Origin of the sequence: Streptomyces sp. NBC_01352 (assembly GCF_036237295.1) — a bacterium.
Classification (GTDB): Bacteria; Actinomycetota; Actinomycetes; order Streptomycetales; family Streptomycetaceae; genus Streptomyces; species Streptomyces plumbiresistens.
In genome coordinates this window covers 504,196-519,188 of the sequence record NZ_CP108354.1, presented here as the reverse complement: position 1 = coordinate 519,188, position 14,993 = coordinate 504,196, and the positions used below count along the sequence as shown (strand labels likewise).

General features: G+C 71.4%; 14 protein-coding genes. All 14 read left to right on the top strand.

Going from position 1 to position 14,993, the window contains the following annotated elements; genetic code table 11:
- Positions 1–17: 17 nt before the first annotated feature.
- The gene (locus OG252_RS02630; protein ID WP_329333345.1) at positions 18–1,964 is read left to right on the top strand and encodes an oxidoreductase; all 1,947 of its coding nucleotides are present in this window, start codon (positions 18–20) and stop codon (positions 1,962–1,964) included.
- A 222-nt stretch (positions 1,965–2,186) separates the two neighbouring features.
- Positions 2,187–3,242 carry an alcohol dehydrogenase catalytic domain-containing protein gene (locus tag OG252_RS02625; protein ID WP_329333343.1) on the top strand — a complete coding sequence of 352 codons (1,056 nt, stop codon included), beginning with the start codon at positions 2,187–2,189 and terminating at the stop codon, positions 3,240–3,242.
- A 110-nt stretch (positions 3,243–3,352) separates the two neighbouring features.
- Positions 3,353–4,141 carry an enoyl-CoA hydratase/isomerase family protein gene (locus OG252_RS02620; RefSeq protein ID WP_266452198.1) on the top strand — a complete coding sequence of 263 codons (789 nt, stop codon included), beginning with the start codon at positions 3,353–3,355 and terminating at the stop codon, positions 4,139–4,141.
- Between the two features lie 5 nt (positions 4,142–4,146).
- Complete coding sequence (locus tag OG252_RS02615; protein WP_329333340.1) at positions 4,147–4,527, top strand: Zn-ribbon domain-containing OB-fold protein; 381 nt, start codon at positions 4,147–4,149, stop codon at positions 4,525–4,527.
- Positions 4,524–5,669, top strand: a complete 1,146-nt coding sequence (locus OG252_RS02610) for a thiolase family protein (protein ID WP_329333338.1) — start codon at positions 4,524–4,526, stop codon at positions 5,667–5,669. Before OG252_RS02615 ends, OG252_RS02610 begins: the two co-directional genes overlap by 4 nt.
- 73 nt (positions 5,670–5,742) lie before the next feature.
- Entirely contained in the window at positions 5,743–6,945 is a 1,203-nt protein-coding gene (locus tag OG252_RS02605) for an acyl-CoA dehydrogenase family protein (RefSeq protein WP_329333336.1), read from the top strand.
- Positions 6,942–7,916: a phosphotransferase family protein gene (locus OG252_RS02600; RefSeq protein WP_329333335.1), complete on the top strand. Its 975-nt coding sequence runs from the start codon at positions 6,942–6,944 to the stop codon at positions 7,914–7,916. The genes OG252_RS02605 and OG252_RS02600 overlap by 4 nt, the downstream gene beginning before the upstream one ends.
- 40 nt (positions 7,917–7,956) lie before the next feature.
- Positions 7,957–9,213, top strand: coding sequence for an acyl-CoA dehydrogenase family protein (locus OG252_RS02595; RefSeq protein WP_266452207.1), 1,257 nt, complete (start codon positions 7,957–7,959; stop codon positions 9,211–9,213).
- The gene (locus tag OG252_RS02590; RefSeq protein WP_266452209.1) at positions 9,210–9,986 is read left to right on the top strand and encodes an SDR family oxidoreductase; all 777 of its coding nucleotides are present in this window, start codon (positions 9,210–9,212) and stop codon (positions 9,984–9,986) included. The genes OG252_RS02595 and OG252_RS02590 overlap by 4 nt, the downstream gene beginning before the upstream one ends.
- A 104-nt stretch (positions 9,987–10,090) precedes the next feature.
- Positions 10,091–10,831 (top strand): SDR family NAD(P)-dependent oxidoreductase, encoded by a 741-nt coding sequence (locus OG252_RS02585; protein ID WP_266452211.1) that lies wholly within the window; start codon positions 10,091–10,093, stop codon positions 10,829–10,831.
- Positions 10,832–10,917: 86 nt separating this feature from the next.
- Positions 10,918–11,694, top strand: coding sequence for an enoyl-CoA hydratase-related protein (locus OG252_RS02580; protein ID WP_266453198.1), 777 nt, complete (start codon positions 10,918–10,920; stop codon positions 11,692–11,694).
- A gap of 60 nt (positions 11,695–11,754) precedes the next feature.
- Positions 11,755–12,903 (top strand): acetyl-CoA C-acetyltransferase, encoded by a 1,149-nt coding sequence (locus OG252_RS02575; protein ID WP_266452213.1) that lies wholly within the window; start codon positions 11,755–11,757, stop codon positions 12,901–12,903.
- A gap of 105 nt (positions 12,904–13,008) precedes the next feature.
- Positions 13,009–13,629 (top strand): TetR/AcrR family transcriptional regulator, encoded by a 621-nt coding sequence (locus tag OG252_RS02570; RefSeq protein ID WP_266452215.1) that lies wholly within the window; start codon positions 13,009–13,011, stop codon positions 13,627–13,629.
- 172 nt (positions 13,630–13,801) lie between these two features.
- Entirely contained in the window at positions 13,802–14,977 is a 1,176-nt protein-coding gene (locus OG252_RS02565; RefSeq protein WP_266452216.1) for an ABC transporter substrate-binding protein, read from the top strand.
- Positions 14,978–14,993: the final 16 nt, after the last annotated feature.

Genomic DNA, 14,993 nt, shown 5'->3' with positions numbered 1-14,993 from the left:
CGGGCACGGAGAGCCCCATGACGCCACGCACCGACCTCACCCTCGCCACGCCGTTCACCCTCGGTGATCTCACCCTCCGCAACCGCCTGGTCGCCACCGCCCACGCCACCGCCGCCGTCGCCGACGGCGCCCCCACCGACACCGACGCGGCCTACTGGCGGCGACTGGCCCGGGGCGGCGCCGGGATGGTGATCACCGGAGGCACCGCCGTGGCCCCCGCGTCGACCCTGCCGCAGCGCTACCTGACCGAGGCGTGGCGCCCCGAGATCAAGGACGCCGTACGCCGCCGCGCCGAGGCCATCACCGACGGCGGCGCCGTCGCCGTCGCCCAGCTCGTCCACCTCGGCCGCGAGACCCTCGGCGCGGGCACCTACTACCCCCCGGTCTCCGCCGCCGCCGTCCGATCCCCCCGTGAGGCGACCGCGCCCCACCCGCTGAGCACGGAGGAAGTGCGCCGAGTCGTCGACGCCTTCCGCGTCTCGGCGGCGAACAGTGTGCAGGCGGGCTTTCACGGCGTCGAACTGCACGCGGGCCACGGCTACCTGCTCGCCCAGTTCCTCTCCCGCGTCAACAACACCCGCGACGACGAGTACGGCGACCGTATCGCCCTGCTCGCCCAGGTGATCGACGCCATCCGCACGGAGATCGGCCGACTCCCCATCGGCGTACGGGTATCGGTGGAGCCCGGTGACCGATCCGGGCTCGGCCTGGACGACCTGACCGAGCTGCTTCCGCGCCTGTACGAGGCATCGCCCTTCGCCTACGCCAACGTCACCACCGGCGTCCGCAACACCTACGTCCCCGGCATGGCCACCACCCGCCCGCCCCTGCTGGAGTCAGTGGCCCGCTTGCGTACGGCGGTAGCGGTGCCGTTGCTGATCAGCCAGGGGTTCCGCTCGGTGGCCGACATCGAGCGGGCGCTGGACTCGGGGGCCGACCTGGTGGGCATGGCACGGCCCTTCATGGCGGACCCGGACTTCGCCCGCAAGGTGATCGCGGGCGACGAGCGCTCGGTACGCCCCTGCACGGGCTGCAACGAGGGCTGCCGGACCTTCGAGCCCACTGGATCGTGCTCGGTGAACCCGGAGCTCGGCCCGCCGGGAGCCACGTCCCGCCCGGCCGTCCCGCTGTTGCTCACCCGGCGCGGGTCCCGCACCGGACCCGTCGCCGTCCTCGGCGCGGGCCCTGCGGGCATGGAGTGCGCCATGGCCCTCGCCCGTACCGGCGCCGAGGTCGTCGTCTTCGACCGTGCCCGGGAGGCCGGCGGTCAGGCGCGTCTAGCCGCACGCGCCGCGCACCGCTCGGGCTGGCAGAAGCTCGTCGCATACCAGCGCGACCAGCTCGCCGACCTCGGCGTGCGCCTGCGGCTCGGAACGTCCCTGACCTCCCCCGAACTGGCCGAGTACCCCCAGCTCGTGCTCGCCACCGGCGCCGAGGAGACGGTCGTCCCCGTGCCGGGGGAGCTGCGCACACTCACCAGCACGGACTTCCTCGAGCAGTACGCCGACATCGTGCCGCATGCGCCCAGGGTGGCCGTCCTGGACGACGGCTTCGGCTGGTGGCAGGGCATCAGCGCCGTCGAGAGCGCGCTGGCGGCGGGTGCTCGCGAGGTCACGGTCGTCACCTCCGGCACCGGGTTCGCGACGGGCCTGTCACCGGAGAACCGGACCCAGCTGATGAACCGTCTCACCGGCGCACCGCTCCGTATCGCCGCGATGAACACCGTGACGGCCACGACAGCCGGCGAACTGCGCCTGCGCAACGTCATGGACGGCCACGAGACGTCCCTCGCCGCCGACCTCCTGGTGACGGTCGGCGAACGCCGCCCGCGCCGCCCGGACTTCACCGCGGCCGACGGCCAGACCGTCCGCGCGATCGGCGACTGCGTCGTGCCGCGCCGCATCGCGCACGCCCTCGCGGAGGGGCGTGCGGCTGCGGAGGCGGTCGCGTCGAAGGCACCGTGAGCAGCCGATCGTAGACCCACCCTCAGGCACAGGGATGACGCGTGCTCAGGCCTCGTACAGGGGCTCCTTGAACTCTCGTCGTACACCGAGTCGGCGACGGCCTGTGCCGTGTCCGATCCGATCAGGCACAGCAGCCGCAGCGGACCCGACATTCTATTGAAGTCAGTTCAGTTCAGTGGCAACCTCAAGGGTGTCGTACGGGACCGACACCGAGGAGGAAGCATGCTGGCCGCCAGGCTGTACGGAGCCAAGGATCTGCGGATCGAGGAGATGTCCGAGCCCGAGCCGGGGCCGGGCGAGGTGAAGCTCCGCGTGGCGTACGCGGGGATCTGCGGCACCGATGTGCACGAGTACTTCGAGCTGCCGCGGGCCACGCACGTGCCCAACCCGCTCACCGGCGCCACCCTCCCGCAGACCCTGGGGCACGAGTTCGCCGGGACCGTGGTGGCGTGCGGGGAAGGGGTCGACCGGGTCGCGCCCGGCGCCCGGGTCTGCGTGCGGCCGATCCGCACCTGCGGGGTGTGTCCGCGCTGTACGTCGGGGCTGTCCCACCTGTGCACGGACCTGGCGGCGATCGGTGTGACCGCCCCGGGCGGCGGCCTCGCCCAGTACGTGGCCGTGCCGGCCGACTCGGTGCATCAGCTGCCCGACGGTGTCCCGCTGGAGCAGGGCGCCCTGGTGGAGCCGATGGCGGTGGCCCTGAACGCGGTGGAGCGGGCCCGAGTGCCGCGCGGCGGCAGCGCGCTGGTGACGGGCGCGGGTGCGGTCGGGATGGGCGCGTTGTTCGCGTTCAAGGCGCACGGTGTCGAGGACGTGCTGGTGGTGGAGCCCTCGCCGGCGCGCCGTGCGGCGGCCGAGCGGCATGGGGCCCGGGTGCTCGACCCCGGCGCGGTCGACGTGGCGGCGGAGGTGATGGCCTTCACCGGGGGCCGTGGCGTGGACGCCGCCGTCGAATGCTCGGGCCGGGTCGATGCGCTGAACGCCGCGATCCGCTCGTTGGCCGCCCGGGCGCCGGTGGTGATGGTGGCCCTGTACTCCGGCCCGGTGGCCATCGACGCGTCCGTCGTGCGCCTGGCCGAACTCGCCCTGCTCGGCTGTGAGGCCTACCCGGACGGGGTCTTCGAGAGGGTCATCGAGCACATGGCCGGCGGTCGCTACCCGACGGACGGCTGGCTCGATCACATCCCCCTCCACGGCACCGTCACCGGGCTGCACGACGTCCGGGACGGGCGACGGCTCAAGGTCCTCGTGGACATTCCGGACGGCAGCGGGAGCTGAGCCGGGCGGACCGGCGGACGTCTGTCGGGGCAATCCCGGCCAGGGGGTTGACAGTGGATCAGCACCTCCGCAGACTCGTAGTGAATTCAGTTCAGTTTGGAGGATCTGAGATGGCAGTGGAAGACGAAATCCAGTTCGAGCGTGACGGTCATGTCGCCCGCGTCTGGCTGAACCGACCGTGGAAGAAGAACTGCGTCACGGTGCCGATCCTGGACCGGCTCGACGAGATCATCACCGAGGTAGACGAGGACCCCGAGTTGCGGGTCCTGGTGTTCCGCGGCCGTGGGGGCACGTTCTGCTCGGGGTTCGACCTCGACAGCCTGAAGGCGGACTTCGTCGGCAAGTCGACCGCCATCGAGGTCGCGGTGAAGTCCGCGAAGGTGTGCGACCGCCTCTACTCGATGAAGACCCCCTCGGTCGCGGTCCTGGAGGGTTACGTCACCGCGGGCGGCTTCGAGATCATGATCTCCTGCGACTTCGCCATCTCCGCGGACGACGCCAAGATCGGCGACTTCCACATCCGCCGCTCGCTGTTCGGCGGCGCGGGCCCGATCTACCGGGTGCCGCGCATGATCGGCATCCGCAAGACCAAGGAGCTGATGCTCACCGGCAAGCTGCTGTCCGGCATCGAGGCCGCCGAGTTCGGCCTGATCAACAAGTCCGCCCCGGCCGACAAGCTGGACGAGACGGTCGAGGACTTCATCGGTGACCTCACCGACAAGAGCCCGTTCACGATGTGGCTCACCAAGATGACCATCGACCGCAGCCTGGACGCCGACACCCAGTCGCTGATGGTCATGGAGCACCTCGCCGTGGGCGTGGCGCTCAACTCCGAGGACGCCGCCGAGGGTGTCTCGGCGTTCCTGGAGAAGCGCGAGCCGAAGTGGCAGGGGCGCTGATCCGCATGACCACGGATCCGCGCAGTCCGGCGACCGTACTCCAGGGCTCACGCTGCTCCGGCTGCTCGGTGTCGGTCTACCCCGCGGACGACGCGTGTCCGCGCTGCGGAGGGCCGGCCGACCCGGCGGCCCTGTCCGGCGCGGGCACCCTGTGGACCTGGACGGTGCAGCGCTACGCACCCAAGTCACCGCCGTACCAGGCCCCGCCGGGCGGCTTCGTACCGTTCGCGCTCGGCTATGTCGAACTGCCGGACGGCGTACGGGTCGCCGCCGTCCTCGACGTCGACGACTTCGAGGAGGTCCGCATCGGCATGCCCCTCACGGTGACCGCGGGTGACGGAGTTCCGCGGGCCCGCCCCACCACCGGCCACCAGGGGAGCTCATGAGCGCCGACGTCCTGATCTGCGGTGCCGGTCGCACCCCGTTCGGCCGCACGGAGGCAAGCGGTCGCCAACTGGCCGTCGGCGCGGTGAACACCGCTCTCGCGGACGCCGGAATCGAGTGGTCGCGGGTGAAAGCGGCGTTCGGCGGCAGCGACAGCGCCGGGCTCGCCGACACCCTGGTGGCCCAACTCGGCCTCACCGGACTGCCGTTCGTCAACGTCAAGAACGGCTGCGCGACCGGCGGCAGCGCCCTGATCTCCGCCGTGAACGCGATCCGCTCCGGCATGGCGGACGTCGTCCTCGCTGTCGGCTTCGACAAGCACCCGCGCGGCGCCTTCGACCCGCGCCCCGAGGACTGGGGACTGGGCGCCGAGTACGGCAGCGACGGACTGATGGTGACCACCCAGTTCTTCGGCATGAAGATCCAGCGCTACATGCACGACCACGGAATCACGCCGCGGACCCTCGCCCTGGTCGCGGAGAAGGCGTATCGCAACGGAGGGCTGACCCCCGAGGCATGGCGGCGCAAGCCGGTGTCCGCCGAGGAGATCCTCGACTCCGGCATGGTCAGCGATCCCCTGACCCGCTTCATGTTCTGCTCGCCGGGAGCGGGCGCCGCCGCGCTCGTCCTGTGCTCGCCCGAGGTCGCCCGCACTCTGGACGGCCCGTCGGTCACCCTGCGCTCGGCGGCCGTACGCACCCGCCGCTTCGGCTCGTTCGAGGTGTTCAGCCCCTGGATCCCCGGGGGCGAACTCACCAGCGTCAGCCGCGATGCCTCCGCCGCCGCCTTCGAGGAGGCGGGGCTCGGTCCCGGGGACGTGGACGTGTGCCAGCTCCAGGACACCGAGAGCGGCGCCGAGATCATGCACATGGCCGAGTGCGGGTTCTGCGAGAACGGCGAACAGGAGCGGCTGATCGCCTCCGGCGCCACCGAGATCGGCGGCACCCTGCCGGTCAACACCGACGGCGGCTGCATCGCCAACGGCGAACCCATCGGTGCATCGGGACTGCGCCAGGTCTACGAGGTCGTCCAGCAGCTGCGCGGCCGGGCCGGCGAACGCCAGGTCCAGGGCGGACCGAGGGTCGGCTTCACCCATGTGTACGGCGCCCCGGGCGTGAGCGCCTGCACGGTGCTGTCCCGCTGATCCGCGACAAAAGGATCCGCGACAAAGGGATCCGCGACAAAAGGACCCGCGACGGAGGAAGGAGAGGAAGGCAATGAGCGGTATCCCGGACCCCGACGCGTTCCGCGCGCAGGCCCGGCAGTGGCTCGGCACGGTCGCCCGCCCGCGCACCGCCGACGGGGCGTGGGGCAGCGGCTCCGACTCCGTCGCCGTGTTCGAGAACTGGACGCAGCAGCAGGAACGCGAGCACACCGCCCGCACCCAGGACTGGGAACGCACCCGGTACGACCAGGGCTGGGGCGCCCTCAACTGGCAGACGGGGTACGGAGGCCGCGAGCTGCCCGCGTACTACGAGCAGCTCTACCGCACCGAGGAAGCGGCCTTCGACGTGCCGCACCGCACCGAGATCTTCCCCGTGACCCAGCAGCTCGTCGCCCCCGCGATCGGCATCTGGGGCACCGACGAGCAGAAGGAGCGCTGGCTGCGGCCCATGCTGCGCACGGACGAGCTGGCCTGCCAGCTCTTCTCCGAGACCGAGGCGGGATCCGACCTCGCCGCGGTGCGGACGAAGGCGGTTCGTGAAGGGGATCACTGGGTGCTGCGGGGCCACAAGCTGTGGACCTCCGGGGCCGGGGTCGCGACCTGGGGGGTCGCGGTGTGCCGCACCGACCCGGACGTACGCAAGCACGCCGGCATCACCGTCTTCCTGGTGCGCATGGACGCGCCGGGCGTGACCGTACGGCCCATCCAGCAGATGACCGGCGGGACCAGCTTCAACGAGGTCTACCTCGACGACGTGATCGTGCCCGACACCGACCGGCTGGGACCGGTCGGCGAGGGCTGGCGGGTCACGCTGAGTGTGCTGGCCGCAGAGCGGCTCGACTCCGGAAACCTGGGCCTCGACAACGCCGACCGAGCTCTGGACCTGGCCAGGAACCTGCCCCGCCCGCTCACCGGCGGCGAACAGCGCCAGGCTGCGGACCTCTACCTCCGCGCCCTCGTGCAGCGGCTCATCGGACTGCGGGTGACCGGCGCCCTCGTCGCCGGACGAGAGCCCGGAGCCGAGGCCTCGGTCGGCAAGCTGTACGCCACCGAGACCATGCGCCGCACCAGCGACCTGGTGTCCGAGCTGCTCGGGCCGCGCCTCGTCGCCGACACGGGGGAGTGGGGCACGTACGCCTGGACGGAGCACCTGCTCGGCGCGCCCGGTTACAGCATCGCGGGCGGCACCGACGAGATCCAGCACAACATCCTCGCCGAGCGGGTGCTCGGCCTGCCCAAGGAGCCCGTCCGATGAGCACGGTCACGCAGGTGACAGAGCTGGCCGCACGGGTCCGTGACGCTCTGGGCCGCCGCCATCCGGGGGCGCCCGTCGGCGAGTTGAGGACCCTGCCCGGCGGCCACTCGGGGCTGACGTACGCGGTGAACGCGGGCGAGGCGGCGTACGTCATCAAGGCGGTGCCTCCCGGACAGCGGCCCGTCGGACGCAACGACGTCCTGCGTCAGGCACGGGTACTGCGCGCGCTCGCCGCAACCGCGGTGCCGGTGCCGGGTGTCGCCGCCGTCGACGAGAGCCAACCGGCCTGGTTCGCCATGGACTTCGCCGCCGGCGAGGCCGTCGAGCCCGTCCTGGACGAACCCGAGGTGCCCGCCGCCACGGCCCGCGCGCGCATGCTGCGGATCGCCTCCGTGCTGCGGCGGCTGCACGAGACCGACGTCGGCACACCCGGCCTGGACGCGCCCGAACCACTCGACGCCGCCGGTGAGCTGGCACGCTGGAGCCGCACCCTGCACGCCGTACCGTCCGAACTGCGGCCAGGAGGCGAGGAGTTGCTCAAGCGCCTCACCGACGACGTGCCCGAGGGTCTGCCGCCGGTGCTGCTGCACGGCGACTTCCGGCTCGGGAACGTGCTGTGCGTCGGCGAGCGCGCGGTGGCGGTCGTCGACTGGGAGATCTGGAGCGTCGGCGACCCACGCATCGACCTGGGCTGGTTCCTGCTCTTCGCCGACCACCGCAACTTCCCGCAGCTCGGCCGCGCCGTACCCGGCCTGCCCACCGAGGCCGAACTCCTCGACGCCTACGGCGATGGCGGCCCGGCGTTGCCCGCGATGGACTGGTTCCGCGCCCTGGGCCGCATGAAGATGGCCGCGATCATGGGCCACAACCTGCGCCGGCACCGCGAGGGCAAGCACCACGACCCGGACCAGGAGCGACTGCCGCCCACCATCGCCGCGATGATCCGCACGGCGCGCGACATCCTCGGCTGACCCGCACCCGCCAGGCACACCACAGCATGAGGAGCAACTCGTGGACTTCGGATTCTCGCCCCGGGCGAGTGAACTCCAGGACCGTATGCGGTCGTTCATGGAACAGCACGTCTTCCCCGCGGAGGCCGTCTACGACCGGCAGCTGGCCGAGGCGGACGACCCGCACGCGCTGCCGCCGGTGATGACCGAGCTGAAGGAGAAGGCACGCGCCGAGGGCCTGTGGAACCTCTTCATGGCGCACGGCGACTGGGGCGCCGGACTCACCAACCTCGAATACGCGCCCCTCATGGAGCTGGCGGGCCGCTCCATCATCGGCCCCGAGGTGTTCAACTGCTCGGCCCCCGACACCGGCAACATGGAACTGCTCGCGCTGTACGGCACCCCCGCACAGCAGGAGCGCTGGCTGCGGCCCCTGCTGGCGGCCGGGATCCGGTCCTGCTTCGCGATGACCGAGCCCGAGGTCGCCAGCTCCGACGCCCGCAACATCCGCACCCGCATCACCCGCGACGGCGACAGCTACGTCGTCAACGGCCGCAAGTGGTACACCTCCGGGATCCTCGACCCCGACTGCAAGCTGATCATCCTGATGGGCAAGACCGACCCGGACGCGCCCACCTACCGCCAGCAGAGCATGCTGCTCATCCCCCGCGACACGCCGGGCGTCACCGTCCTGCGCGACCTGCCGATGTTCGGCTACACCGACCGGTGCGGCCACGGCGAGGTGCTCTTCGAGGACGTCCGCGTGCCCGTGGAGAACATCCTCGGCGGTGAGGGCGACGGATTCGCCATCGCCCAGGGGCGGCTCGGGCCCGGACGCATGCACTACGCGATGCGCGCCGTGGGCTTCGCCGAGCGCGCCCTGCAGCTGATGTGCGAACGCGCCACCGAGCGGGTCGCCTTCGGCGGGCCCCTCGCCGACCGCGGCGTGGTGCGCGAGTGGATCGCCCGCAGCCGTATCGAGATCGAACAACTACGGCTGCTGGTACTGAAGTCGGCCTGGCTGATGGACACCGTCGGCAACGCCGCCGCCCGGATGGAGGTCGCCGCGATCAAGGTGGCGGCGCTGGAGGTCGCCCACAAGGTGGTCGACCGCGCCGTCCAGACACACGGCGCGGCGGGCGTCAGCGACGACACCGTACTGGCCCGGCTGTTCTCCATCACCCGCGCACTGAAGATCGCCGACGGGCCCGACGAGGTGCACCTGCGCACGGTCGCCCGACAGGAACTCGCCCGGTACAGGAAAACCGACCCGAAGGCCGAACGGCAGACGGCCGACACGAAGGCAGGGGCAGCGTGAGCGCCGACACCCTCGACGGCAAGGTGGCCGTCATCACCGGCGGATCCCGCGGCATCGGCCTCGGCATCGCCACCGCCTACCGGACCGCCGGCGCGCACGTGGTCATAGCGGCGCGCAAGGCGGCCGGACTGGCCGAGGCACGCGAGGAGTTGCTGCGCGTCAAGGGCGACGGCGACGTCCACACCGTGGTGGCCAACGCCGGCGAACCCGACCAGGCCGAGGCCTGCGTCGACGAGACCATGACCCGCTTCGGCCGCGTCGACATCCTCGTCAACAACGCGGCGACCAACCCGTACCACGGCGACCTGCTCGACCTGGATCTGCCGCGCGCGGAGAAGACGGTACGGGTCAACCAGTACGGGATGATCGCCTGGACCCGCTGCGCCTGGCGCGCCTGGATGGCCGAGCACGGGGGAGCGGTCGTCAACATCGCCTCCGTCGGCGGACTGATCGTCGACCCGCACATCGGCTACTACAACGCCACCAAGGCGGCCATGCTCCACATGACCCGGCAGCTCGCCTACGAACTCGGGCCGCGAGCACGGGTGAACGCCATCGCCCCCGGCCTGATCAAGACCGAACTGGCGCGTGCGGTGTGGGAGGTCCGGGAGCCCATCCTGACCGCCAAGCTGCCGATGCGGCGCCTGGGCACGGTGGAGGACGTGGCGAACGCGGCCCTGTTCCTCGCCTCCGACGCCTCCTCCTGGATGACCGGCCAGACCCTGGTGCTCGACGGCGGCGCGACCGCCCTGCCGATCGGAGTCGACGAGTGAACGCGCCGCGACCCGCCGAACGGGAAGAACGACCGAGCCCGCCGCGCCCCGCGGACGGAGAGGGACGACCGAGCCCGCCGCGCCCCGCCGGTGACCTGTTCTCGTTGGAGGGCAGGACGGCCATCGTCACCGGTGCGTCCGCGGGGCTCGGCGCCCGGTTCGCGAGCGTCCTCGCGCAGGCCGGCGCCACCGTGTTCGCTGCCGCCCGCCGCGTCGACCGGCTGAAGGAACTCGCCGACTCCGACGCGCGCATCCACCCGGTCGCCTGCGACGTCGCAGTGGAGGCCGACCGTACGAGGCTCATCGAGGCGGCGCTGACCACCACCGGCCGCATCGACATCCTCGTCAACAACGCCGCGACCTCGGGCGAGACCCGTGCCGAGGACGAGTCGCCGGACGCCTTCGCCGACGTCCTCGGCGTCAACCTCACCGCGCCGTTCCATCTGGCCCGGCTGACAGCCGAGGCCCCGGCCCCGGCGAGCGGCGGCAGGAGCATCATCAACGTCTCCTCCATCCTCGGCCTGGTCTCGGCCGCACCCCTCGGCGGAGCGAGCTACTCCGCGTCCAAGGCCGGCCTCATCGGCCTGACCCGTGAGCTGGCCGGACAGTGGGGCTGTAGCGGGACACGCGTCAACGCGCTCGCCCCGGGCTGGTTCCGCACCGAGATGACCGAGGACCTCTTCGGCGACGAGCGCTCCCGCCGCTGGGTCGAACGCAACACCCTGCTGCGCCGCGGCGGCGACGGCCATGAACTCGACGGCGCACTGCTGTTCCTGGCCTCGGACGCGTCCTCGTACTGCACCGGACAGGTCCTGACCGTCGACGGCGGATGGACCGCGCGGTGACGGGCACCGGACCGGGCGCGCAGGACCGCGCGACGGCCGACGCCGGCCCGGGTGGCGCGGATCGCGCGGCGAGCGTCGGCGTCGAGATCCAGGACGACGGCCTCGCCCGCGTCACGCTGCGCCGGGGCCAAGCAGGCAACGCGATCGATCTCGAGACGGCGCGCGGACTCCTCGACGCGGCACGGGCCTGCGAACGTGAGGCCGTACGGGCCGTGCTGCTCACTGGCGAGGGGCAGTCCTTCTGCGTCGGCGGCGACCTCAGGGAGTTCTCCCGGCTGACCGGTGAGGCCCTGGAGAAACACCTCGTCGCGGTGACCGACGCGCTGCACGACGCCCTGCGCACGTTCGCCTCGATCGACGCGCCCATGGTGGCCGCCGTCCAGGGCGCCGTCGCCGGCGCGGGCATCGGCCTTGCCGCGGCCGCCGACGTGACACTCGCGGCCGACAACGTCACGTTCACCGCCGCGTACACCGGTATCGGCTACTCGCCGGACGCCGGGGTGAGCTGGCAGCTGCCCCGCCTCGTCGGGCCCAAGCGGGCGGTGGAGCTGCTGCTGACGAACCGCCGTGTACCGGCGGCGGAAGCCGCCATGATCGGTCTGGTGAGCCGTGTCGTCCCGTCCGGCGAACTGGCCGCCGAGGCCGAGCGGACCGCCGAGGCCCTGCGCCGCGGCCCCACCCGCGCCTTCGGCGCCACCCGCCGCCTCGTCGCCTCCGGTCAGACGGCGGATCTCACCCGGCATCTCGACGACGAGGCCCGTGCGCTCGCCGCCGCGGCCGCCTCCGACGAGGGCAGCGAAGGCGTCGCCGCGTTCCTCGACAAGCGGGCGCCCGACTTCACGCGCACCCCCTCCCGGCCCTGATCACTCAACTCGTCCAGGCCCCAGATCACTCAACTCGCCCTCCGAACCAGGGAGCCCACCGTGTCGGAAGCATTCATCGTCGGGGCCGTCCGTACCCCGGTCGGCCGCCGCAAGGGCACGCTCAGCGGCGTGCACCCGGCCGATCTCGGCGCCCATGTGCTGCGTGCCCTGCTGGAACGTACGGGAGCCGACCCGGGCGCGGTCGACGACGTGTACTTCGGCTGTGTCAGCCAGATCGGGGCCCAGACCGGAAACATCGCCCGCACCGCCTGGCTGTCGGCGGGGCTGCCCCAGCACGTACCCGGAACCACCATCGACCGTCAGTGCGGCTCCTCCCAGCAGGCCGTGCACTTCGCCGCCCAGGCCGTCGGATCCGGTGCCGCCGACCTGGTCGTCGCGGGCGGGGTGGAGGTGATGAGCCTGGTGCCGATAGCCAGCCCCATGTTCGTGGGCGAACAGGCGGGTATGGGCAGTCCCTTCGCCGGGGACGGCTGGCGCGAACACTTCGGGGACCAGGAGGTCTCGCAGTTCCGTGGCGCCGAGCTGATCGCCGAGAAGTGGGGCGTCTCCCGCGAGGACATGGAACGGTTCGCGCTCACCAGCCACCAGCGGGCCCTCGCCGCGCAGGGCGGCGGAGCCTTCGACGACGAGATCATCCCGGCCTTCGGACTCGCCGCCGACGAGGGCCCGCGTGCCGACACCACGCTCGAGAAGATGGCGGGACTGAAGACTCTCAGCGAGGACGGGCGGCTGACGGCCGCCGTCGCCAGCCAGATCTCCGACGGTGCCGCCGCCCTGCTCATCGCCTCCGCGGACGCGGTCCGCCGCCACGGTCTGACCCCCCTGGCCCGCGTGCACACCATGGCCGTGGTCGGCTCCGACCCGATCCACATGCTGACCGGCCCGATCCCGGCCACGGAGAAGGTCCTGGACAAGGCGGGCCTGTCCATCGACGACATCGACCTGGTCGAGATCAACGAGGCCTTCGCCTCCGTCGTCCTCGCCTGGCAGAAGGAGATCGGCGCCGTCCAGGAGCGGGTCAACGCCTTCGGCGGGGCGATCGCGCTCGGGCATCCGCTCGGCGCGACGGGCGCCCGGCTGATGACCACGCTCGTCCACCAGCTGCGCAGGACCGGCGGCCGCTACGGTCTGCAGACGATGTGCGAGGGCGGCGGGATGGCCAACGCGACCGTGCTCGAACGCCTCTGACCGGCCATGCTCGAACGCCTCTGACCGGATCCGATTGGCAACTGAGTTCAGCTTGGGTTTACTCTCGGGTACGGACACGGTGGGTGACGGCCATGGAGAGGGAGCATGACGAGGATCGTTGAACCGGAGGCGGGCCCGCGGTCCAAGCGCGCGGCCATTCTCACGGCCGCGGTGGACTGTTTCGGTGAGACCGGCTTCGAGGCCACCAAGTGGTCGACGGTTGCGGAGCGCGTCGGCATCGGGCAGACGGCCCTCTACCACTACTTCGAGTCGAAGACCCACTGCCTGCTCACCATCATGCGGCTTGAACTGCAGCGCTCCCACGACCGGTTCGTGGAGGCGACGAAGGACGCCGCGGACCCCGTCGAGGCGCTGCGGGCCGCGGTCCGCGCCGCCTACGACGTGTCCCCGCAGGAGGTCCTGCAGATGCGCATCCTGCAGAACCACATGGATCTGCTGTCCGGTTCGCGCAGGTCCAAGCGCGAGGAGGACGAGCGCGTCGCGGCCCGCCAGCTGGTCCAGGTCGTGGAACGGGACTGGACGACGCTGCTGGTCAAGGGCATGTCCCAAGGCTCCTTCCCGCTGCGTGACGCGCAGCTGCTCGGTGCGGGTGTGCTCGGGCTGATCGTCAGCGTGTGGCGGTGGTACCGGCCGTCGGGACCGACCCCGCTCTCGGAGGTCAGCGAGCTGATCGAGGGCGCGTGCGTCCGGATGGTCGCCTCCTGACGCGCTGAGCGGTCACCACACCTCGCGGCCCTCCGACGGACACCCCGTCGGAGGGCCGCACTGCTTTCTCAGTACGTGACGAGCCATTGCCAGGGCTGTTACCGCGGGATTAAAATCCAAACTGAACTGAACTTAACTCAGGTTGATCTGAGGAGGGGTCTTGCGACGACGCATGACACGCTCGCTCATCGCCGCAGTCACCGCCCTGCTCGCCCTGACGGCGAGCGCCTGCGGCGCCGGCGGCCCCGCGGCGCGGGACGACGTCATCAGGATCGGCGCGTGGTACCCGCTCACGGGAGCCCTGGCCTCGTTCGGCATCCCCGAGAAAGCCGGCGCCGAGGCGTACTTCAAGTCGGTCAACGCCCGTGGCGGGATCAACGGACGCAAGATCGACTGGATCGTCAAGGACAACGCCTACGATCCGCAGCAGACCGTGCAGATCGCCCGCCGGCTCGTCGACCAGGACGGAGTGGTGGCGATCGTCGCCACCAACGGCACCGCCCAGTCCCAGGCCACCTTCCCTTTCGTACTCGAGCAGTCGAAGGTCCCCGTCCTCAACACCCTGGGCGGAGACAAGTCCTGGTACCAGCCGGCCCGCGACGGACTGTTCGGCATGCAGACCCTCTACGAGGACCAGGCATCGGCGCTCGGGCAGTGGGCGGCACGCGACGGGGCGAAGAAGGTACTCGTCGTGCACAGCGACCCAGCGGCCTTCGTGAACGTCGCCAAGGAGATCGGCCCGGCCGCCCGCAAGACCGATCCGTCGGTCCGGGTCAAAAGCCTGTCGGTCAAGTTCCAGACCACCGACTACAGCCCGGTGATCAGCAAGGTGAAGCGTGAGAAACCCGACGCCGTCGTGGTGATCCTCGCCGCCGCCGAGGCCGCGTCCTACCTGAAGGAAGCCAAGCTGCAGGGGCTGTCCACCCCCGTCTACGGCTACGCTCCGGTCGCGGCACAGTCCACCCTCACCCTCGCGGGCAAGGCGGCCGAAGGCGTCAAGGCGGTGCAACTGGTGAAGTCACCCAACGACGACGACCCGGCCATCAACGAGTTCCGCTCCGCGATGGCGAAGTACGAGCGCGGGCAGCCGGCCGACTTCATCACTCTGTGGGGCTGGGCCGCGGCCAAGGCGTTCGTCGAGATCGCCCGAACCATCGACGGCCCCGTCACCTCCCAGTCGCTGATCGCCGCCTACCAGAAGGCCCGAGCGGTCGACACCGGCGTCGCACCGGTCCTCAACTTCTCCGCGGACCACCACCTCGGCACCCGTGACGTCCAGAAGGTCGTCGTCAGAGACGGCCGCTGGGAGTCACAGGGTGACTTCTTCACCCCGCCCGCCCGTGACTGAATCCCGCGCGCGACTG